At 57.2% G+C, this 20397-nt stretch carries 16 protein-coding genes and 1 pseudogene; 9 read left to right on the top strand and 8 right to left on the bottom strand.

Translation table 11 applies throughout. From position 1 onward, the window contains the following. Window positions 1–14: 14 nt before the first annotated feature. The 4 genes and pseudogenes from ACR0DH_RS07295 to ACR0DH_RS07280 form a co-directional block, all read right to left on the bottom strand. Entirely contained in the window at window positions 15–941 is a 927-nt protein-coding gene (locus ACR0DH_RS07295; protein WP_480548363.1) for a carbohydrate kinase family protein, read from the bottom strand. A 34-nt stretch (window positions 942–975) separates the two neighbouring features. Beyond that, window positions 976–1935: a glucokinase gene (locus tag ACR0DH_RS07290; protein WP_480548361.1), complete on the bottom strand. Its 960-nt coding sequence runs from the start codon at window positions 1933–1935 to the stop codon at window positions 976–978. Between the two features lie 63 nt (window positions 1936–1998). Next, window positions 1999–3303: pseudogene (locus ACR0DH_RS07285) on the bottom strand (GH1 family beta-glucosidase); the annotation flags it as partial. A 2-nt stretch (window positions 3304–3305) separates the two neighbouring features. Next, the gene (locus tag ACR0DH_RS07280) at window positions 3306–4337 is read right to left on the bottom strand and encodes a LacI family DNA-binding transcriptional regulator (RefSeq protein ID WP_480548005.1); all 1032 of its coding nucleotides are present in this window, start codon (window positions 4335–4337) and stop codon (window positions 3306–3308) included. 290 nt (window positions 4338–4627) lie between these two features. Here ACR0DH_RS07280 and ACR0DH_RS07275 point away from each other — a divergent pair, with 290 nt between their 5' ends. The 9 genes from ACR0DH_RS07275 (at window position 4628) to ACR0DH_RS07235 (ending at window position 16092) form a co-directional block, all read left to right on the top strand. Further along, window positions 4628–5986, top strand: a complete 1359-nt coding sequence (locus tag ACR0DH_RS07275) for an ABC transporter substrate-binding protein (protein ID WP_480548004.1) — start codon at window positions 4628–4630, stop codon at window positions 5984–5986. Between the two features lie 66 nt (window positions 5987–6052). Next, window positions 6053–7060, top strand: a complete 1008-nt coding sequence (locus ACR0DH_RS07270) for a carbohydrate ABC transporter permease (protein WP_480499858.1) — start codon at window positions 6053–6055, stop codon at window positions 7058–7060. Between the two features lie 12 nt (window positions 7061–7072). Beyond that, entirely contained in the window at window positions 7073–8221 is a 1149-nt protein-coding gene (locus tag ACR0DH_RS07265; RefSeq protein WP_480548003.1) for a carbohydrate ABC transporter permease, read from the top strand. A gap of 9 nt (window positions 8222–8230) precedes the next feature. Beyond that, complete coding sequence (locus ACR0DH_RS07260) at window positions 8231–9886, top strand: alpha-glucosidase (RefSeq protein WP_480548002.1); 1656 nt, start codon at window positions 8231–8233, stop codon at window positions 9884–9886. 3 nt (window positions 9887–9889) lie between these two features. Further along, window positions 9890–10981, top strand: coding sequence for an ABC transporter ATP-binding protein (locus ACR0DH_RS07255; RefSeq protein ID WP_480548001.1), 1092 nt, complete (start codon window positions 9890–9892; stop codon window positions 10979–10981). A gap of 559 nt (window positions 10982–11540) precedes the next feature. Then, a complete protein-coding gene (locus ACR0DH_RS07250; RefSeq protein WP_480544024.1) occupies window positions 11541–12665 on the top strand; it encodes an extracellular solute-binding protein in 1125 nt (374 codons plus the stop codon). 116 nt (window positions 12666–12781) lie between these two features. Then, window positions 12782–13894, top strand: a complete 1113-nt coding sequence (locus tag ACR0DH_RS07245; protein WP_480548000.1) for an ABC transporter ATP-binding protein — start codon at window positions 12782–12784, stop codon at window positions 13892–13894. A gap of 12 nt (window positions 13895–13906) precedes the next feature. Further along, window positions 13907–14827: an ABC transporter permease gene (locus tag ACR0DH_RS07240; protein ID WP_480547999.1), complete on the top strand. Its 921-nt coding sequence runs from the start codon at window positions 13907–13909 to the stop codon at window positions 14825–14827. Beyond that, on the top strand, window positions 14824–16092 hold the full coding sequence (locus tag ACR0DH_RS07235) for an ABC transporter permease (RefSeq protein ID WP_480547998.1): 1269 nt from the start codon (window positions 14824–14826) through the stop codon (window positions 16090–16092). The genes ACR0DH_RS07240 and ACR0DH_RS07235 overlap by 4 nt, the downstream gene beginning before the upstream one ends. Window positions 16093–16131: 39 nt before the next feature. Here ACR0DH_RS07235 and ACR0DH_RS07230 read toward each other — a convergent pair whose 3' ends face one another. From ACR0DH_RS07230 to ACR0DH_RS07215, 4 genes are read right to left on the bottom strand one after another with little or no spacing between them, the layout of a single operon-like run. Beyond that, entirely contained in the window at window positions 16132–18048 is a 1917-nt protein-coding gene (locus ACR0DH_RS07230; protein WP_480547997.1) for a beta-galactosidase, read from the bottom strand. Next, complete coding sequence (locus ACR0DH_RS07225) at window positions 18045–18905, bottom strand: SMP-30/gluconolactonase/LRE family protein (RefSeq protein WP_480547996.1); 861 nt, start codon at window positions 18903–18905, stop codon at window positions 18045–18047. Before ACR0DH_RS07225 ends, ACR0DH_RS07230 begins: the two co-directional genes overlap by 4 nt. Continuing rightward, a complete protein-coding gene (locus ACR0DH_RS07220; protein ID WP_480547995.1) occupies window positions 18902–19507 on the bottom strand; it encodes a 2-dehydro-3-deoxy-6-phosphogalactonate aldolase in 606 nt (201 codons plus the stop codon). The genes ACR0DH_RS07225 and ACR0DH_RS07220 overlap by 4 nt, the downstream gene beginning before the upstream one ends. Continuing rightward, complete coding sequence (locus ACR0DH_RS07215) at window positions 19504–20397, bottom strand: 2-dehydro-3-deoxygalactonokinase (protein ID WP_480547994.1); 894 nt, start codon at window positions 20395–20397, stop codon at window positions 19504–19506. The genes ACR0DH_RS07220 and ACR0DH_RS07215 overlap by 4 nt, the downstream gene beginning before the upstream one ends.

Raw genomic sequence — 20397 nt, 5'->3', positions numbered from 1 at the left:
TTCCCTTTTTGGGACTAGAGCTCGTGCGCCCAGGGCGGGTTGGCCCCGGCACGCGATACGGTGACTGCTGCAACATCTGCACCCAACGCTAAAGCTGCACGCAGGCTTTCTTTTGTCAGATCGCGCAGCCCGGCTTTGGTCAGATGTCCGGAACGGTGAAGTTCCGCCAGCACGCCAGCGTTGAACGTATCGCCCGCCCCCACCGTATCGACAACCTGAACCGCTTTAACCGGTATCGTGGTTTCCGAGCCATCGCGTAGATAACCCGAAGCCCCCTGGCTCCCACGTGTAACAATCACAACCGCGGGACCGGCTTGCAGCAACAAAGGCACTTTCTCGGCATGGGTTTCGGGCCCCGGAATGATCCAGTCCAGATCTTCATCCGAGACTTTGAGGATATCGGTCTGCGCAATCATGGCATTCAAACGGGTGCGGTATCTGGTCTGATCCTGGATAAACCCCGGTCGGATGTTGGGGTCCAACATCACCGCTCGATCCGTCCCGTGATGGCTTAGCAAGGCAGCATAAGCATCGGCGCAGGGTTCGCAGGCAAGACTGATACCGCCTAGATACAGGGTCGAGATGGCGGGCAGTTGGTCGGGCAGATCCTCGGGCTGAAGCATGCGCCCGGCGGTGTTCTCGTCAACGAAGTTGTACGATGCATGACCATCGACCAGTTTCACAAACGCCAAAGTGGTTGGGCGGTCGCTGGTGATCACATGGGAGGTATCCACATGGCTCGCTTTCAGCGTATCCGCCAATTGTTCACCAAACATATCGGACGACAGGCCGGTCAACATGCCAACAGGCGCGCCCAATCTCCCCAACGCGATCGCCGTGTTGAAAATTGCACCTCCAGAATGGGGTACATACCCTTGGGCACCCGAGACTGTAGGCTCGGTGATCATATCGATCAGCGCTTCTCCGCAGCACAGGATCATCCCGCGTTCCTTCATTGAGAATTGTCAGGCGGTTCTACCGCATGAGGGCATTTTTGCAGAAGTTGTTAGCGCCAACAATGCCAAATTCGACCTGTTCTGAGATATAGAGATCCATTCCGCGCCGCAGCTCGCTGAACCGGCCACCATTGTTGAAGGCATCCAGAAAACTGTCTCCGAACAGCCAGCGGTTTTTTTCCGCCACGCCACCGACCAGAAAGACGCCGCCTATTGGCATCAATGTGACAGCCATATCCCCTAGCAAAGCGCCCAGATGCGTTGTGAACAGCGATGCGGTTTGAACCGCGTGTGGATCAGTGCCGGATCGCGCATCCTGCAGGATATCCCGCGCCGGGCGCGCGGAGATATTGGTTTGACCCGCCGCCATTGCTACTGCTCGGTACAAGATCGGTAATCCGGTGCCGCTGAGGAACATCTCAGCTTCCAAACTCAGGCTGTCGCCAAAGAAGCATTCGGGTGCAATACGCCGGGCCGCGTCAAAGATATCAACCTCATCCCGGTGGCGCGGCGCAAGGCCGACATGGCCTCCTTCGCCCGAGACGGTGTGATAATGCCCTTCGGAATACAGCAACGCCCCGACGCCCAGCCCAGTTCCGGGTCCGACCACCAGCCGCGTGCCGAGTGGCGGCGTGGGCGCCCCCTGCAAGACGGTAACATCATCGGACGTAACCTCGGCCACCGACCATGCAGCGGCGGTGAAGTCGTTGATGACATAAGTGTGCCGGGCACCGGTGGCTTCGGCCAGCTCAGCCTCGGACAAGTCCAGATTTGCGTTTGTCAGTTGAATCACGCCAGCCTGAACCGGGCCTGCACCTGCGGCAACAACTGCCTGAGGATCAGTTCCGACGTCATCTCGCAAACTGTGAAATGCGTTAAGTAAGTCGGACAAGGAGCCGGTTGGATGTTTGCGCAATTCTGTCAGCGCACCGTTCTCGACAACCCCAAGCCGGGTATTGGTGCCACCGACATCGGCCACTAGGTTCCAATGCTCGTGGACTGACCCTGCTGGCTGCGCGAGTGGCAGGGCAACAGGGTTCCCTTTGGCCAGCGAGGCTTTTAGGGCGAGATATGAGGCTTTGGGTTTGCGCTCCAGCGTCTCGAAGTCCACATCGACCAGACCGAACCGCTTCTCATACCCAAAGGCCCATTCGTAGTTGTCGAGCAGAGACCAGACAAAATAGCCTTTGACTGGGACGCCCTGATCCAATGCATCCTGAACGGCCGCAAGATGCTGGTTTAGGTAATTAATCCGATCATCGTCCTGATCCCGTTTAGGACTGGCCATGCCGTTTTCGGTCACAAATAGGGGAAGGTCGTCAGTGTATTCCTGCGCCGTTCGGGTCAAAAAGCGGGTGAGGGCGGCTGGTTCGATCTCCCAGTCCATCTGGGTTTTGGGCAAAGGTCCGGGAACCTCTTTCAGGCTGGGCCAAGCGGTATCAGACGGGGCAATCAGCTTGCGGGTGTAATAGTTCAGCCCGCACCAATCGACAGGTGCGCCGATGGTGTCAAAGTCGTCCTGCCAACCCGTCGGCAAATGAGTCGCGAGCCCCTCCAGAACATTCGCTGGATAAGCTTTCTTGAACGCACCGCCCAGAAAGAACCGGTTATAAATCCCATCATACAGATCCGCTGCCTTGCGGGCCTCGGGGCTGTCATCGGCGGGTTCGGCCCATTCCAGATTGAACACCGCACCTAGATTGGACATTCCAAGCCCGCGCATCGCCTGAATGGCGCGACCATGTGCCAGCAGCACGTGATGCATGGCCCGCGCAGCAGCTCGGATATCGCGCATGCCGGGGGCGTGGTGGCCTTCGAAATGGCTCAGCCAGCTGACGCACCAGGGCTCGTTGATGGGGGCGACGCTATACATGCGATCCCCGATCCGGCCCATGATGATCTCGGTGAAATCTGCAAACCACCCGGCGATATCACGGTTGCGCCAGCCACCCAGATCAGCAAGGGCCGAGGGCAATTCCCAGTGATAAAGCGTGGCACAGGGGCGGATATTGCGCTCTAGCAAGGCATCGGTGAGGCGGTCGTAATAGTCCAGCCCGGATTGGTTCACCGACCCGCGTCCATCGGGCAGCACCCGAGCCCAGCTGGTGGAAAAGCGGTAGCAATCGAAACCAGCCTCGCGCACGAGATCGAAATCTTCCGGAAACCTGTTCAGATGATCGCAGGCCCGATCACCGTTTTCCTGCCGCACGACATTACCGGGCGAGGCGGCGAAGGTATCCCAATGGGTCTGACCAGCCCCGCCTTGGGCGTGGCCTTCGATCTGATAAGCAGAGGTTGCCACACCAAAGAGGAAGTCTTTGGGAAAGTCAGAACGAGTATATTTCATTGCTAGTACCTGTTGGGCGCCGGGCCTGTTGATCTGCCTACTACCAGTTCAGCTTCCAGCAATCTAGTTTTGGTCGGCGCATCCGGGGATTTGATGCGTTCGATCAGCATATTGGCCGCTATCTCCCCGGCCTTGCGAACAGAGGAGCGGGTGGCGGTGAAGATCGGAACATCTTGCCCGTTCTTAAGATAGGACAGGTCATCGTCATGGGCGATGACGGATACATCGCGCCCCATTTGCAAGCCCGCTTCGTCAATCGCGCGCCGAACGCCGATAGCAGAAATCATCGAAGAAATCAGGATTGCGGTTGGTGGATCATCAAGGGCAAGCATCGTGCGTGTTTCGTGGTGACCATAGACTTCGGTCATCTCGGCGCTGCGCATCAGATTAGGTTCAGGTGCGATCCCTGCCTGCGCCAGTGCAGCAAGATAGCCATCACGGCGGCGCTGGGCGAAATCCATGTCTTCAAGGCCGTTGATCAATGCGATTCGCCGATGGCCCAGATCCAGCAGGAATTGGGTCGCCCGCAGGAACGAGCTTTTGTTGTTCACATCAATCCAGTCATAGGGCAGGTCAACACCGGTCGAGCGGCCATGTACAATGAACGGAACTGACATTTTGCTGAGAACGGCAATACGGTGCTCATTCACCTTTGGGCCCTGGAGCACCACGCCATCAACTGCACCGCGCTGGAACAGGCTGCGATAGGCCTCTTCGATCGAGGTGTCATCGGCGTTGGTGAACATCATGTCATAGCCATGCTCGGCGTATGTTTTCACGGCACCCGCGACGAAATCTCCAAAGATGGGGTTCACCATCTCGTGCTGAGACGAGCTGGGGATCACATGGCCGATGACCATGGATTTGCCCGTCGCCAACCCTTTGGCGCGGCTGTTTGGCCGATAACCATGTTTGGTCGCTGCTGCCTGAACGCGCGCGCGAGTGGTTTCATTCACTTCCGGATAGCCGTTCAGGGCGCGACTGACAGTGGTCGGCGACAACCCAAGCATATCCGAAAGTTCTTTTAGCGTCATAAGGTGCTCATATACTGCAAGCGCTTTGAATTCTTTGAACTCATCTGTTGTGTTTCGCCATACTCATAAAAAGAGCCATAAAAGTAAAGATTATTGAGTGATAAATCCAAGAGTATTCGGAATCGTTGACTTTGATCCGTAAACGCGCAACTTTACATCTATCCAAAGCGCTTTGGATTGCGGTAGTAAGCTATATTGCCGTGATTCTCGTGTCGGAACGCGTGGCAGGTACGTCGCGGATCGGGTCGGGCCCGAACAACTAAAAGCTTGATAAGCTGTGGGAGGACATCATGAAGAAGTCGTTTTACGCCAGTGCTGCGGCATTGGCGCTGAGTGCGGGGACCGGATTGGCGCAGGCTGATCTGGCATTCACGCCGGGCGAAGGCCCGTTCAATTGGGACAGCTACAATGCCTGGGCGGAAACAGCGCCGGACCTGAGCGGCCAGACTGTTACTGTTGCGGGGCCCTGGCTTACGCCGGAAGATGGCTACTTCAACAACATGACCGCCTATTTCGAGGCGGCCACAGGCGCGGATGTGATCTATACCGGCTCGGACAGTTTCGAGCAGCAAATCGTCATCGATGCCGAGGCTGGTTCGGCCCCCAATGTTGCCGTATTCCCGCAGCCTGGTCTGGCCTCGATCATGGCGTCCAAAGGACAGCTGTCCCCGCTGGGTGACGACATGGCTGCCTGGGTTGGTGACAACTACGCTGCAGGTGATTCCTGGGTCGACCTGGGCACCTATAAAGACGCTGATGGCAACGACCAGATGTACGGCTTCTTCTACAATGTGAACGTCAAGTCTCTGGTTTGGTACAACCCCGAGAACTTCGAAGACGCCGGATATGAAGTGCCGACGACCATGGAAGAGCTTAAGGCTCTGACTGAACAGATCGTCGCCGATGGTGAAACGCCGTGGTGTATCGGTCTGGGGTCCGGTGCCGCAACCGGTTGGCCTGCGACCGACTGGGTCGAGGATATGATGCTGCGCACCCAGCCGCCGGAAGTCTATGACCAATGGGTTACCAACGAGATTCCGTTCAACGACCCACGCGTTATCGCTGCAATCGACGAATTCGGTTGGTTCGCGCGCGATGATGCCAAAGTCTCCGGCGGTGCAGGTGCAGTTGCCTCCACCGATTTCCGCGACAGTCCCAAGGGCATGTTTGCCTCACCGCCTGAATGCTACATGCATCGTCAAGCGTCCTTCGTTCCGGCCTTCTTCCCGGAAGATGTCGAGTTTGGTCTGGATGCAGATTTCTTCTACATGCCAGCCTTTGCTGACAAGGACTTGGGCAACCCGGTTCTGGGTGGCGGTACGCTAATGGCTGTGAGCAACCCATCCGACGCGACAACCGCGTTCATGGAGTTCCTCAAACAACCTATCGCGCATGAGATCATGATGGCGCAGACCGGCTTCCTGACACCGCACAAGGGCGTCAACACCGAAGCTTACAAGGATGACACGCTGCGCGGTCTCGGCGACATCCTGCTGGGCGCGACCACATTCCGTTTTGACGGGTCGGACCTGATGCCAGGTGCTGTCGGTGCAGGCACGTTCTGGACTGGCATGGTTGATTATACCGGTGGCAAATCCGCCGAAGAGGTCACGGGTGAGATCCAGTCCTCCTGGGACGCCATCAAATAATCTGACAACCCTTTGGGCATCCCGCACGCCGGGGTGCCCATGCCTGTCGCCGCGAGGGAGGATAGCATGCATCCGGCAATACAAGGCCTGCTGACGATCGCCATTGGTGTGTCGGGATGTGTGGGCTACTTCTACCTATCCAACCAAGTGCTGGATAAGTTTCTGTTTCCAGCGCGTGGCCCAAATGCAGGGCGCAATATCAACCGCGCCAACATGATCCGGCCCTGGCTGTTTCTGTTGCCCGCTTTGCTCGCACTGGGTGTTTATCTGGCCTACCCGGTTGTCGAGACACTACGCCTGTCGCTGACAGATCGCGTCGCGGGTGGCGGCTATGTATGGGCTGGATTCGACAATTACGTGCAAATGGTTGCCGAACCCAAGTTCTGGGAGGCGATGCGCAACAATATGCTATGGCTGATTGTGGTTCCGGCCATGTCCACAGCCTTTGGCCTGCTGGTTGCGCAGCTGACCGACCGCATTCGTTGGGGCAACGTCGCCAAATCGCTGATCTTCATGCCGATGGCAATTTCATTCGTCGGTGCCTCGGTGATCTGGAAACTGGTCTACGATGCGCGGCCCATCGATCAGGATCAGATCGGCGTCCTGAACGCGATTTATATCTTCTTCGGTGGCACCGAGACGCACACCTGGCTGACGCTTCCGTTCTGGAACAATTTCTTCTTGATGGTCGTTCTGGTCTGGATTCAAACCGGCTTTGCCATGGTGATCCTGTCTGCCGCCCTGCGCGGTATCCCGGAAGAGACCATTGAGGCCGCCATTTTGGACGGGGCCAACCCGTTCCAGATCTTCTTCAAGATCAAAGTGCCGCAGATCAAAACCACGATCATGGTCGTCTGGACCACCATCACAATCGTCGTTCTCAAGGTCTTTGACATCGTCTTTGCCATGACCAACGGCCAATGGGAGACGCAGGTTCTGGCCAATTACATGTATGACAAGATGTTCCGTGCCAATGACTGGGGCGTGGGGTCGGCCTCGGCCATGGTGATCATGTTGCTGGTTACTCCGATCCTGGTCTGGAATGTGCGCAATGCGCGCAAAGAAATGCAGTAGGAGGTTGGGGATATGAGCGATATTGCGGGAACCCGGCCAGCCCTTCGCTGGGTTGTACATGCCTCGGTGGTGTTTCTTGTCGTGCTTTGGGTGTTCCCAACGCTGGGCTTGTTGATCTCGTCTTTCCGAACGGGGGATCAGATTGCCAGCAGCGGCTGGTGGCGGGCTTTGTTTCCGTCAGAACAGAACCTGACCCTACGCGCCGCCGGGCCAGACACGCAGGTCTCAACCGACGGGATGTATGTCATCGAAGGCAATGTTTTTGACGGTGAGAAGGCCTCGGACATCAGCAGATGGGGGGTCAACTCTCGGGCCATCGATGCCTTTGCCCCCGGCGAAACGGCTGAGCTGCGCCGCGGAGGGACAATAACGGTTCAGGCCAACGGCGACTACCGGATGGAGAACACAGAGGCGTTTTCTGGCAATCGCGGTCCCCGAGTGTTTGTGACCACCACCTTGCCGCCCGAGTTCACGACCGAGAATTATGCCCATGTTCTGTTCAACGCGAACAGTGCCGACAGCATGGCTAAGGCGTTTTTCAATACGTTGACGGTGACGATACCGGCGACGATCATCCCAATCCTAGTTGCGGCCTTTGCGGCTTACGCGCTGGCTTGGATGGATTTCCCGGGGCGGGCATTGTTGATCGCTGCCGTTGTTGGTCTGTTGGTGGTGCCGTTGCAGCTGGCTTTGATCCCGCTGCTGAAACTACACCTCAATATCGGGATCGGCAAAGGGTACCTGGGGGTTTGGATGGCCCATACCGGTTTTGGGATGCCATTGGCGATCTACCTGTTGCGCAACTACATGGCCGGATTGCCACGCGATCTGATCGAAAATGCGCGGGTGGATGGGGCTACTGAGTTCCAGATCTTCACCAAACTCATCCTGCCGCTCAGCTTTCCGGCGCTGGCGTCCTTTGCGATCTTCCAGTTCCTGTGGACATGGAACGATCTGCTGGTTGCCAAAGTGTTCCTGATCGACTCATCCGGTCAGACAACGGTGATGACCAACCGCATCGTCGAGCTGCTGGGCACACGCGGCGGTAATTGGGAAATTCTTGCCACGGCGGCCTTTGTTTCGATTGCCGTTCCGCTGGCTGTCTTCTTCGCAATGCAAAAATACCTGGTCCGGGGCCTGCTGGCCGGATCTGTCAAATAGAGGCGTCTGATGAACGTGCAGAACACCACAGAACTTTCCAAAGCTACCAAAGTGTCGTCCGAGTGGTGGCGCGGTGGGGTGATCTATCAGATCTACCCGCGCAGCTTTCAGGACAGCAATGGCGATGGCATTGGCGACCTGAAAGGCATCACGCAACGGCTCGATTATATCGCGTCGCTTGGTGTGGATGCGATCTGGATATCGCCGTTTTTTAAATCTCCGATGAAGGATTTTGGCTATGATGTCAGTGATTATCGGGACGTGGACCCGATGTTCGGCACCTTGGCTGATTTTCAGGAGCTTTTGGACAAGGCGCATGCCAAGGGACTGAAGGTCATGATCGATCTGGTCCTGTCGCATACGTCGGATCAGCACCCTTGGTTCAGTGAAAGCCGTGCCAGCCGAGACAATTCTAAATCCGATTGGTTCGTCTGGGCCGACCCCAAGCCCGATGGGACACCGCCGAACAACTGGCTGTCGATCTTTGGCGGTTCAGCCTGGCAATGGGATTCTCGCCGTCTGCAATATTACTTGCATAATTTCCTGAGTTCACAGCCCGATTTGAATTTCCATTGCCGTGAGGTGCAGGATGCCCTGCTGGATATGGCACGGTTCTGGTTGGAAATGGGGGTTGATGGCTTCCGTCTGGATACGATCAACTTTTACTTTCACGACAAAGAGCTGCGGGACAACCCAGCCCTTTCGATCGAGCAACGCAATGCCTCGATCGCGCCAGCCGTAAACCCCTATAATCACCAAAACCATCTGTATTCCAAAAGCCAGCCGGAAAACATCGCGTTTCTGGAACGCCTGCGCGCCTTGACGAATGAATACGAGGGCCGTGCCTGTCTGGGTGAGATCGGCGACGCGCAGCGTGGGCTTGAGATTATGGGAGAATACACCACCGGCGATAAGCGGATGCATATGTGCTACGCGTTCGAGTTTCTTGAGAAACGGGTGCTGACGGCAAGCTATGCCAAGCAGGTTTTTGACCAATTATCCGCAAAGGCGCGGGATGCCTGGCCCTGCTGGGCGTTTTCGAACCACGATGTTGCGCGCCATGCGTCGCGCTGGGACCTCAGTGAGGCTGCGGCCCGGCAATATGCGGTGCTGATGATGTGCCTGCGCGGTTCGGCCTGCCTGTATCAGGGCGAGGAGCTGGGCCTGCACGAAGCAGATGTTCCATTCGAGAAGCTGCAAGACCCTTATGGAATCGAATTTTGGCCTGAATACAAAGGACGTGACGGCTGCCGCACACCGATGGTCTGGGTGTCACAGGATGAGCAATCCGGGTTCAGCGCAGGCGAGCCTTGGTTGCCGGTCAGCGCTGCACAGGCCGAACAGGCTGTTGACCGGTTAGAAGCTGATCCGCACTCGATGCTCAACCATTATCGCCGTGCCATTGCTTTGCGCCACGCGCATCCGGCCCTGGCGACCGGCGCACAGACACAGATGGAGCAGACCGGAACGGTCCTCACATTCCTGCGCGAAAATGAGACTGAACAGGTGTTTTGCGCCTTCAATCTGGGATCGGAGGCTGCGGAAATCTCGCTGCCTCAGGGCCAATGGCACGCCATTGGTCAGGATCTGGGCGCGGTCGAGGGCGAAGGTCAGATCACACTGGATGCAGCGCAATTCTGCCTGATGGTCAAGGAAAAGGGGTAAACCATGTCTGAACTCAAACTGACGGATGTTGCCAAATCCTATGGCCCCATTGATGTCCTGAAACATATCGATCTGGATATCGATCAAGGCGAGCTGATCGTTTTTGTCGGTCCCTCGGGTTGCGGGAAATCCACGTTGCTACGGATGATCGCCGGGCTGGAAAAGATCACTGGCGGCACGCTGGAAATTGAAGGGCAGGTCATGAACGATGTACCGCCCGCGCAGCGCGGCATTGCCATGGTGTTTCAAAGCTACGCGCTTTATCCGCATATGACGGTGCGCGAAAACATGGCTTTTGCCTTGAAGATCGCCAAGATGCCCGCGTCGGAAATTGATGCCTCGGTCGAGCGTGCCGCGCAGATCTTGCAGCTTGAACCGTTCCTGGATCGTCTGCCCAAGGCCCTGTCGGGTGGTCAGCGCCAACGTGTTGCCATTGGCCGTGCGATTGTGCGCGACCCAAAGGTCTATCTGTTTGACGAGCCGCTTTCGAACCTTGATGCCGCGCTGCGTGTGGCCACCCGGATCGAGATCGCACGTCTGAAAGAGGCGATGCCAGACAGTACAATGATCTACGTGACCCACGATCAGGTTGAGGCAATGACGTTGGCCAGTCGCATCGTTGTGTTGGCAAACAAGGGTATCGCACAGGTTGGTACGCCGCTGGAGCTGTATGAGACACCGGACAATGAATTCGTCGCGCAATTCATTGGATCGCCCTCGATGAACCTGCTTCCTGGGCGGATCACCGGCACCGGGGCAACAACCACGATTGCTTTGGCGTCAGGGGGCACTGCAGTTTCATCGATCCCGACTGAGGCCAGTGACGAAGGGCGAGAAGTGAATATCGGCGTACGTCCCGAAGATTTTGTGCTGACCGAAGAGTCTCCGATCTTGACTGGTACCGTAGACTTCACCGAGGCGTTGGGTGAGGTGACATTGCTTTATTTCGAGAAATCCGAGGGGGTCGAGTCTGTCATTGCAAAGCTTCCCGGCGTGCAGCGTAATCTGCGTGGTCAGTCCGTTTCAATAACGGCGGCGCCGGACAAGGTGCATCTGTTCCACAATGGCGTGTCGATGCGCCGGCATTCAGCCTGATCTTGTAACGCATCGCGATAGCGCGCTGATTTGTGGGGTGCCGACGCTTTTTTAGTGCCAGATCGAGCGCATGGGAGCGAGTTGTCGGCACGAGACTTCACGGTCGATTTCAAGCATGTGCCCACTAAAGCTGCCAATATATGGTGAGCCACCACACTTGAGCGCTTTTCGCGTGAATCGATTCGAAAAATCGGTGCAGATTGAGGCATCTGGCCGCAGCGCTATCAGACTATAGTATTTACCCATTTATTTTCAATGATTTATATGTCGGGGCAGCTTGATGGTGGGATGGCCCGCGCGAGTGCCAGACCTTTATCAAGGCTGCAATACCCCTCATTTTTTACAACACATAAGTATCTTGTTGGTGCTTTCACAATCACAGCCTAAGGTGAGGCCGTCCGGTGTATTTTCATACTCGGAAGCGAAAGAAGCAGGACGGGGTTGCAAACTGGACTTATTGAAATTTCCAACTGTCACTTTTGAGTAGACAGCTCTGCCGCGAAGTTCTGGCCTGCAATCAAAACAAAAAAATCTAACGACTAACCATGGGAGATACAAAATGGTCGATCGGAAAAATCTTTCCAGACGTACGGTGCTGAAAGGCGCAGGCGCTGCTGCTTTGGCTGCCCCGCTTTACAGCAAATCTGCGCTTGCATCGTCGGGCGAAATCAACATTCTGATGTGGTCGGACTACCTGCCGCCCAGCTTCATTCAAGAGTTTGAAACGCTGACCGGAATCAAGGTGAACTATACCGGTATCGGATCGAACGAAGAAATCATCAACAAGATGAAGGCCACCAAAGGTCAGGGCTTTGACATCGTGTCGCCCACCAACAACCGCTCGCTTCAGTGGGAGCCGCTGGAGCTGCTGCAGCCATTCGACATGAATAAGGTGCCGGTTGATCTGGTGAACCCGGCGATGGCGCAAATTGGTACGGATGCGTGGAACTTCGGCGACAGCGGTGCGCATTGGCTGCCGCATATCTGGGGAACGGAAGGTATCGCTTACCGCACCGACCTGTGGCTGCCGGAAGGTGATGCGCCATCTTATGGCGATGTCTGGTCCGAAGCGAATGCGGGCAAAACCATGGGCCGCGCGCATTCGATGATGCTGGGCGCTGGTCTTTACATGGAGCGCGCGGGCGAGATGGAGCCTGGTTCGGTCTGGGCGGCTTATGGTGACGAAGACACCATGCGCAAGGTCTGGGGTCAGATCACGGACTGGTGCGTTGCCCGCAAGGATCGCATCAAACTGATCTGGAACGACGCCGATACCCAAAAGAACGGCCTACTGAACGAAGGTGTGGTCGTTGGCCAGACCTGGGACGGACCGCCGCTGGCGTTGAAATCCGCAGGTGAGCCTGTGCATTATCAGGCACCGGTCGAAGGTGCAATGGCCTGGGTCGATGGTATCTCGATGCCGACCGGTGCACAGAATGTCGAACAGGTTTATGCCTTCATCGATTTTGCCTATCAGGCGAAACCAGCAGGCGTTGCGATTGATAGCCACGGCTACAACTCGCCTGTTCTGGGTGCCGACCAGTATTCGGGTGACACCTACAAGAAGAACTTTGCAGAAGCCTATCCGGGTGACTCACTTGCTAACCTTAACCCGTGGCCGGCCGAAGCACCCTGGTACGCAGAAACGCGGACCGAGTTCGTCAACAAGTTCAAAAGCGCCTGATTGCGTAACATCTGGTCCCTCGCCATTGGGCGAGGGACTAACCCCTGAGCGTCGCAATGTCGCCTCAGGCCCTATCCGCGTGCCAGCACGACGCGCGCCAGTCGGAGATATCTAAGATGAGTGCAGGGGTCGGAGTAGATCTGGAAAACCTGTGGATCCGTTTCGGTGATTTTGTCGCCGTACGTGATGCCAATGTGAATATCAACGGGGGCGATTTCTTTTCGTTCCTTGGCCCCTCGGGTTGTGGCAAGACCACGATCCTGCGCGCGGTTTCGGGGTTTTTGGACCCCAGCGAAGGCAAGGTTCTGATCGGTGGCAATGACATGCGCGGTATCGGGCCAAACAAGCGCCCGACCGCTCTGATCTTTCAGAACCTCGCGCTGTTTCCCTTGATGAAAGTCTGGGAGAACATCACCTTTTCGATGGAGATCAATGGCGCCAGCGCCGCCGAACGCCGCAAGCGCGCGGATGAGCTGCTGGACATGATTGCTCTGCCGGGGCAGGGCGACAAGCTGCCAAGTGAGCTTTCCGGTGGTCAGCGCCAACGGGTTGCCATCGCGCGCGCGCTGTGCGCGGAACCTGATGTTCTGCTGTTGGACGAACCGCTTTCTGCGCTGGACCTGAAGCTGCGCCAACATATGCGGACGGAGTTGCGCGAAATTCAGCAGCGCGTCGGCATTACCTTTATCTATATCACTCATGACCAAGGTGAAGCGCTGACCATGTCTGACAATATCGCCGTCATGCGTGCCGGAGTGATCGACCAGATCGCAGATGGCAAGACCATCTACAACGATCCCAACACGGCTTTTGCGGCCTCTTTTGTGGGCGAAAACAATGTGTTCCGTGGTAAGATCAAGCAGGTCATGGGCAATGAGGCGATGATCGCAACCAACCGGTCCGGCGATCTGGTGGCCCGCATCTCGACCGCCAATCAGGGCAAGCTGAAAGAGGGTGACGAGGCAATGATGTTCGTCCGGCCCGAGGCGTTTGCTATCGCTCCTGAAGGAAGCACCGGCAATCATTTCGTGACCGCGCAAGTGAAGCATGAAGAATTTGAAGGCAATGTCTTCAACATCTTCACCGAAGGCGATGGTGGTAAAGAGATCAAAGTCTCGCTGCCCAACCTCGGCCAGTCCTTCGAAGATCACACCGGCCAGATGATCACGCTGGAATACGAGACCCGCAACGCGGTTCTGGTTCCAGCGGGTGAATTGGCAGCAGAGTAAGGGGTCAGACAGATGCCCCAGTTTCTGAAAGAATTCTTCAACCGAAATGGCACCGGCATGGGGTTGTTGATCCTGGGCCTTGTCCTCTTTTGGACCATCGGCCTGATCGTTCTGCCTCAGCTATCGATGCTGGACTTTTCATTCCGTCCAAACCTGCCCCCGCCCGAGATCGGTGGGCCCAAGGACGTTTATACGCTGGAGAACTACAAGTACCTGATCTACGGGCCAGAAGGTGGCAGCCAGGATTACAACGCAGTCGACCTAAGGGTGTTTTTCCGCACGCTGCTGGCGGCGGTTTGCGTGACGATCTTTAACCTGATCATCTGCTATCCGATTGCCTATTATCTGGGTCAATCCAAAGGTAATCACATCCGCATATTTGCGATCATGCTGATCATTCCCTATTGGATCAACGAGATCCTGCGGGCCTTTGCTCTGCGTATCATCTTTGGTGAAACCGGCGTGTTGAACACTCTGTTCATGGGTCTGGGCATTTGGGATTTGCCGTTTGATTTCATCCGCAATGACATCGCGCTCTATGCAGGCCTTGGCTATGCATACATCCTGCTGATGATCTTCCCGATGTATAATGTGATCGAAAGCCTCGATGGTAACCAGATCGAGGCTGCGCGCGATCTGGGTGCACCCTGGTGGCGGATACATTGGCGTGTAGTCATTCCTTATGCCAAGCCAGGGATCAGTTCGGGCTGTACGATGGTCTTCATGCTAAGCGCCGGTGCGCTGGCCGCGCCGCAAATTCTGGGCGGGCCGTCCTCGCTATGGTTCACGCAGTTGATCTACCAGCAGTTCAACGACAACAATGACTGGCCGCAGGGGGCCGCCTACGCCATCGTGCTGCTGGTGACCTGTATCCTGTTCGTGCTGGCGGTGATGCGCCTGTTCAAGGTGAATATGGGGGATATCGGGAAATGAACAATTCCTTCCTCCGCATAAGCATCTGGGTCTATCTGGCAATCTTCTTCCTGTACCTGCTGGGGCCGCTGGTGATCATGTCGGTCACGGCCTTCAACTCTCCCAGCTTTCCAAGGATGACCCCGTGGGAATGCCTGACCTTCCAGTGGTTCAGTGAGCTGTTTCAGGATCAACGTATCCTGAACGGCATCAAGAACTCGCTGATCATTGGGGCCGGGACAGTTGTTCTGTCGGTGGCGATGGGTCTGGCGGGCGCGTTGATGTTGACGCAGATTTGGCCCAAGCTGCGCGCGACCTATTACACGGTTATCATCGCACCGATCCTGATCCCGGGCGTTGTCTTGGGTATCTCGACACTGGTCTTTTGGGACCGGATCAACCGGATGCTGGGGCTTGGGGCGGATAGCTTCCTGTCCAATGGCATCTTCCTGACGGTGATTGGCCAATCCACCTTTATCGCCAGCTATTGCATGCTGGTGCTGGTGGCGCGGCTGCAGCGTTATGACATCGCGCTGACCGAGGCGGCTCTGGACCTGGGAGCCAGCCATGCGCAGGCGTTTCGTAAGATCCTGCTGCCTTTCATGCGCCCGGCGATTGCTTCGGCGGCGGTGCTGGCGTTCCTCGCTTCGTTCGAGAACTACAACACCACCACATTCACCTTTGGTGAATATCCGACGCTGACTATCGAGCTGGCTCAGAAGGTGCGGTATGGCATCACGCCCTCGATCTCGGCCTTGGCCTTTATCATCGTGGCGCTGACCGTGTTCTTCGCCCTGCTGAACGAAGCCAAGCTGAAACGTCAGGAACTGGTTGCCGCGGCCCGCAAAAAGGCCACGGTGGAAGAACTGGCAGGCAAGATCAAATTGCCCGGCTTCTTCTCGGGGAATATGGCTGCGGTTCTGGTTGTGGCGTTTGCGGTGGCGACGATCACTGTGGTTGGCACCGCCACCACATATGATCCGGGTCAGTGTATCGCGGACGTGCGCGCGCAAAAGCAGTTGGAGGCTGAACAGCGTATCCAGCAGCTGCGTCAGGAACGCGAAGAGCGTCGCAAACAGCGCGAGGCGGAAGAGGCCGAGCAAGGCAGCACTCAAACCGCACCGAAGCCGTCAAACAACAGCGGTTTTGGGAATGTCTTTGCCCCCAACACGCTAGGTGGGGATGATGACGCGAGCGGTGACGAAAGCTCGGACACTGAAAGCCAGCCGTCGAACAACAGTGGGTTTGGTGGGGTCTTTGACCCCAACAGCCTGCAAAACGACTAGGTTTTTGGCCTAAGAGAACCTGCTGCCGCCCGAACGGATTTAGCTCTGCTCGGGCGGTATGCGGTTCAGGATCGCCACATCGCAACCCGCGATCTTGTGGCCGTCCCATTCCACCACATTGGCGTCATAGTTGATCAGGAACGTGTGCTCTGACGTGTCGCGGCGGCGTAGGCCTTCGGGCATTGGCGTAAGGGTCAGGCCGGTTTGTTCTGCGGCCATCGCAATAATACGGTCCCAAAGCTGGGTATCCGGGAACCCGCCCAGATACCAAAGTCCGCCTGCTCCTTTCATCGCTGGTGTCCCGTCCGCGAAACTTAGCACATCCGCCGCGCTGCCTGTCAGCCTATCGATCCAATGTTGTGCAGCGCCGCCTCCGGTCACGGGTCGGTCGACGTTGGGCGGAAGGGTTTCGACCAGTGCGACATCACAATCCAATCCCGCCAAACCCGGCCGTCCGGATTTCGGAATTTGGAAATCATGGGCAATCGCTCCGCTGCGGGGGCCGAGGATGGCAAGATCGCAAGCATCTGTCAGTCGCTGTTCCAGATCATCCTCCACCGTTGCCAGACCCGGTGCCAGGATCAGTTTGTAGCCATGTGGAATGGCTTTTGCCGACACAATATCCACCGACAGCCCTGCACGCCGCAGCGCACGATAAGCCGAGAACACAAGCCGGAAGTAATCAAACCCAGCCCCCTGAGGTTGTGTTGTCCAGGCCCAGTCCGAGGCATAGTCGAACAGGATGGCAACCTGCGCCTGTTGCTGTTCCAGCGCACCCAACGCCGTGAGATCATCGGCTGTTTGGCGCGCTTCGGCCATCGCAGGCGCATCCGCATTGTTTGAGGTTAACAGGCCCGCATGCATCTGTTCCTGCGCAAAGGGGGCCTGCCGCCAGCGGAAATAGCTGACCACCTCGGCCCCGTGCGCCACAGCCTCAAGCGACCATAGGCGGACCATTCCGGGCAAGGGCGCGGGGTTGTAGGGGGCCCAATTCACAGGGCCGGGCTGTTGTTCCATCACCCACCAGCGCCCGTGCCCGACTGTGCGATACAGGTCATGGTGAAACGCTTGCATATCGGGATCACCCTGTTGCAGATATCTGGTCTTGTGGTCCAGATCATCCTCCAGCCGATCCGAAAGGAACCCGATCGGATAGCTGTCCCAGGTGGCGATATCCAAATCAGCCCCGACATCAAAATGATCAAACTCCAACACGCGACCCATATAATTGTGCAACAAGGGTACATCGGTCAGCGGCCTAAGCACATCCACCTGAGCCCTGTTGAACGCCACAACCCGATCCGAACTGAAACGACGGAAGGCCAGCACATGAGACGGGTTTGGGTCGGTCACAGTCAGGTTGGGCAGGTCGATCTGGTCGAAGTGGTTATACTCCATCGACCAGAATACATTGCCCCACGCCTCGTTCAGCGCTTCGATTGTGCCGTACTGATCTGCTAGCCACTGCCGAAACGCACTCAGAGAAGGCGCGCTGTAGCTGAGCGCCGTGTCATGGCAACCGTATTCATTGTCGATCTGCCAGGCCGCGATATGTGGATCGCGACCGTAGCGTTCACCCATGATCCGGGTGATACGGGCGCATTCGTCGATATAGCCCGCATGGCTGAAACAATAATGTCTGCGCGAACCAAACTTACGTGGCTGACCTTGTACATCGACCGCAAGCATGTCGGGGTGCTTGTCCAGCATCCAGCGGGGTGGCGTGGCCGTCGGTGTTCCAAGAACCACCTTCAACCCTGCCGCGCCCAGCGTTTCGATTGCGCGGTCTAACCAATCGAATTGCAGTTCACCCGGAGACGGCTCCATCCGGCTCCAGGCGAATTCTCCGATCCGGACCCAGCGCAGGCCGGTCTCAACCATGCGCGCGGCATCTTCGGCCCAAACAGCCTCGGGCCAGTGTTCGGGGTAATAGCAAACGCCAAGTTCGGGTTTCATAAAAGGACTCTGTGCTCTGCCTGGCCTTGCCCCGCATTCGGGGCAAAGAAGGTCATTCCGTTCGTGGGTTGAGTTCGAAGCGTCTCAGCACTCAGCCCTTCGCGGGCCGTTGTGCAGAAAAGCGTGTTCAAATCGTCTCCGCCAAAGGCGGGACACGAAGTATGTGCGGCGTCAAATGTCACCGCGTGCTGAAACTGCCCCAAAGGATCATAGCACGCAACCCGCGCCGCGCCCCATTGTGCGATCCAGATATGGCCAGCTGCGTCGACAACTGCTCCATCCGGGTTCAACGCCTCTTCGCGGAAATCCAGAAAAACCGAAGCCTCCCCCTCAGGCCAACCGGTTTCTGGGTTCAACCCCCAATACATGACCTTCTGTGTCGTCGTATCGGTATAGTACGCGCAAGAGCGGTCGGGCGCGAAGCAGATTGCGTTTGAGATCGTGACGTTTGGAACCAGACGGCGCAGCTCACCCCGCCAGAACCGATAGATCGATCCGGCATGTGGTTCGGCCTGTTTGCCCATGGTTCCAATCCAGAAACCGCCCCACGGATCAGCGCGCCCATCATTGGATCGGGTAATGGGGTTATCCGCTTCCAACGGGCAGACGTGCTTCTTCTCACCGTTGGTTAGCGAAAATCGCCACAACCCGGTCTCGGATGCGATCAGCAGAGTATCTTTGTCTACCCAACCCGCTGCCGAGACATGTTCCGCGAAATCCCACCTGTTTTGTTCGTCCGCCTCGCGGGTCATCAGACGTTTGTTGTTGATATCAAACCAGAAAAGCTGCTGCCGTTCAGGGTGCCATAAAGGCCCTTCCCCCAAATCACAGGGGCGGTTGTCAAATACCTGACTCATCCGATGGCCGCGTCATAGGCGCTGACGATCTGCCGCGCGCGGTCGGCAATTTCAGAGAGGCTCATCCCCGGTTTATAGAGCGCCGAGCCGATGCCAAACCCATCCGCACCAGCGGCGATCCAGTCGCCGAAGTTCTCTGGACCCGCACCGCCGACAGCGTAGACCAGCGTGCCTTTTGGCAAAACAGGGCGCAATGCGGCCAAACCCGTTGTCCCGGCCATCACGCCGGGGAACAGCTTTAGCCCGGTCGCACCTGCCTTCAGCGCCGCAAAAGCTTCGGTGGGGGTGAAGACGCCCGGCCAGCTTTGCATGTTCAATTCTACGCTACGCGCAATCACTTCGGCATCGTAGTTTGGTGAAACAATCAGTTTGCCGCCCACACGGGCAACGTCTTCGGCCTGTTCGACAGTCAGGACTGTCCCGGCGCCAACGAGCGCTGTGTCTCCGAAGGCTGATGCCAATTGGCCGATGCTTTCAAGCGGGTCGGGCGAATTCAACGGTACCTCGATCTGGTCGATACCCGCATCGATGATAACGCGGCCAACCGCTTCGGCCTCGGACGGTTGCAATCCGCGCAGAATGGTGATGATCGGGCGGCTCATGCGGTTTGCCTCGTCAGGTTGCGGGCCTGCGCCAACCCGGCCAGGGTGACCTCTGTGGCATCGGCGGTTTCCACAAACGCGCCCTGTTGGTTCAGGGCTTGTGCATAGATATTGGCGATATGATCGGCGCCGATAATGGCCATTTGTTGCCCCAGCCAATAGGCTCGTGTGGCAGCCAGTTCAGCGCCGATCAGCAAGCCTGACAACCGCGCTCTTGCGATTGCCCCGTCTTGCCCTTGCAGCAGGTCAGCGGCACGCAGACCAAACAGGCGACCTGCCAGGTTTTCGGGCTTTGACAGCGTGTCTGCTAGCGCCTCAGCATAGGCCGCATCGTCCCATCCTTCGCCGACCGAGTGTCTCAGGACGGATTGCCCGCGCAGCAGCTGGAACATCTCTCCGGTCATGAAGGTGCGAAAGCTGACAACCTCACCCGCGCTGAGTTGTACCCATTTGGTGTGTGTGCCGGGCAGGCACAAAACCCCATCCCAATTGGGTCGCGCAGCCACAAAACCGGCGATTTGTGTCTCTTCGCCGCGCATGACATCTGGCGGTTCCGTCTGTTTCAGGCCGGGTACAACAAAGGCGCGAATGCGAGGGTCTGTGTCTGACACCCGAACCGGGACATTGGGCACCGGTTCTGACGGAACGGCAGCGTAGGGTGCTTCGACCCAACCTTGCCGCGCGCCGACCATGCCGCAGGCGATGACATCGACCGGAGCATCGCCCAGCCATGGCTCGACTAGAGACAGAAGTGCAGCCTGAAACCCTCCGTTGGCCACGCGCGACATGCCCTGATCGGACTGCGCCTGATCCACTGCTCTGTCGCCCTGCATGGCCCAGGCCCGCAGGTGAGAGGTTCCCCAATCGACAGCAATCCACTCCGCCTTCAT

The sequence above is a fragment of the Ruegeria sp. I1 genome (assembly GCF_056532675.1).
The sequence above is the reverse complement of the archived record's forward strand: the minus strand, read 5'-3'. Positions and strand labels throughout refer to the sequence as shown.

Excerpts from the sequence above, each read along its gene's own strand:
- ACR0DH_RS07295 (WP_480548363.1), bottom strand. The coding sequence starts at position 941 with ATGATCCTGTGCTGCGGAGAAGCGCTGATCGATATGATCACCGAGCCT.
- ACR0DH_RS07280 (WP_480548005.1), bottom strand. The coding sequence starts at position 4,337 with ATGACGCTAAAAGAACTTTCGGATATGCTTGGGTTGTCGCCGACCACT.
- ACR0DH_RS07275 (WP_480548004.1), top strand. The coding sequence starts at position 4,628 with ATGAAGAAGTCGTTTTACGCCAGTGCTGCGGCATTGGCGCTGAGTGCG.
- ACR0DH_RS07270 (WP_480499858.1), top strand. The coding sequence starts at position 6,053 with ATGCATCCGGCAATACAAGGCCTGCTGACGATCGCCATTGGTGTGTCG.
- ACR0DH_RS07265 (WP_480548003.1), top strand. The coding sequence starts at position 7,073 with ATGAGCGATATTGCGGGAACCCGGCCAGCCCTTCGCTGGGTTGTACAT.
- ACR0DH_RS07260 (WP_480548002.1), top strand. The coding sequence starts at position 8,231 with ATGAACGTGCAGAACACCACAGAACTTTCCAAAGCTACCAAAGTGTCG.
- ACR0DH_RS07255 (WP_480548001.1), top strand. The coding sequence starts at position 9,890 with ATGTCTGAACTCAAACTGACGGATGTTGCCAAATCCTATGGCCCCATT.
- ACR0DH_RS07250 (WP_480544024.1), top strand. The coding sequence starts at position 11,541 with ATGGTCGATCGGAAAAATCTTTCCAGACGTACGGTGCTGAAAGGCGCA.
- ACR0DH_RS07245 (WP_480548000.1), top strand. The coding sequence starts at position 12,782 with ATGAGTGCAGGGGTCGGAGTAGATCTGGAAAACCTGTGGATCCGTTTC.
- ACR0DH_RS07240 (WP_480547999.1), top strand. The coding sequence starts at position 13,907 with ATGCCCCAGTTTCTGAAAGAATTCTTCAACCGAAATGGCACCGGCATG.
- ACR0DH_RS07235 (WP_480547998.1), top strand. The coding sequence starts at position 14,824 with ATGAACAATTCCTTCCTCCGCATAAGCATCTGGGTCTATCTGGCAATC.
- ACR0DH_RS07230 (WP_480547997.1), bottom strand. The coding sequence starts at position 18,048 with ATGAAACCCGAACTTGGCGTTTGCTATTACCCCGAACACTGGCCCGAG.
- ACR0DH_RS07225 (WP_480547996.1), bottom strand. The coding sequence starts at position 18,905 with ATGAGTCAGGTATTTGACAACCGCCCCTGTGATTTGGGGGAAGGGCCT.
- ACR0DH_RS07220 (WP_480547995.1), bottom strand. The coding sequence starts at position 19,507 with ATGAGCCGCCCGATCATCACCATTCTGCGCGGATTGCAACCGTCCGAG.
- ACR0DH_RS07215 (WP_480547994.1), bottom strand. The coding sequence starts at position 20,397 with ATGAAGGCGGAGTGGATTGCTGTCGATTGGGGAACCTCTCACCTGCGG.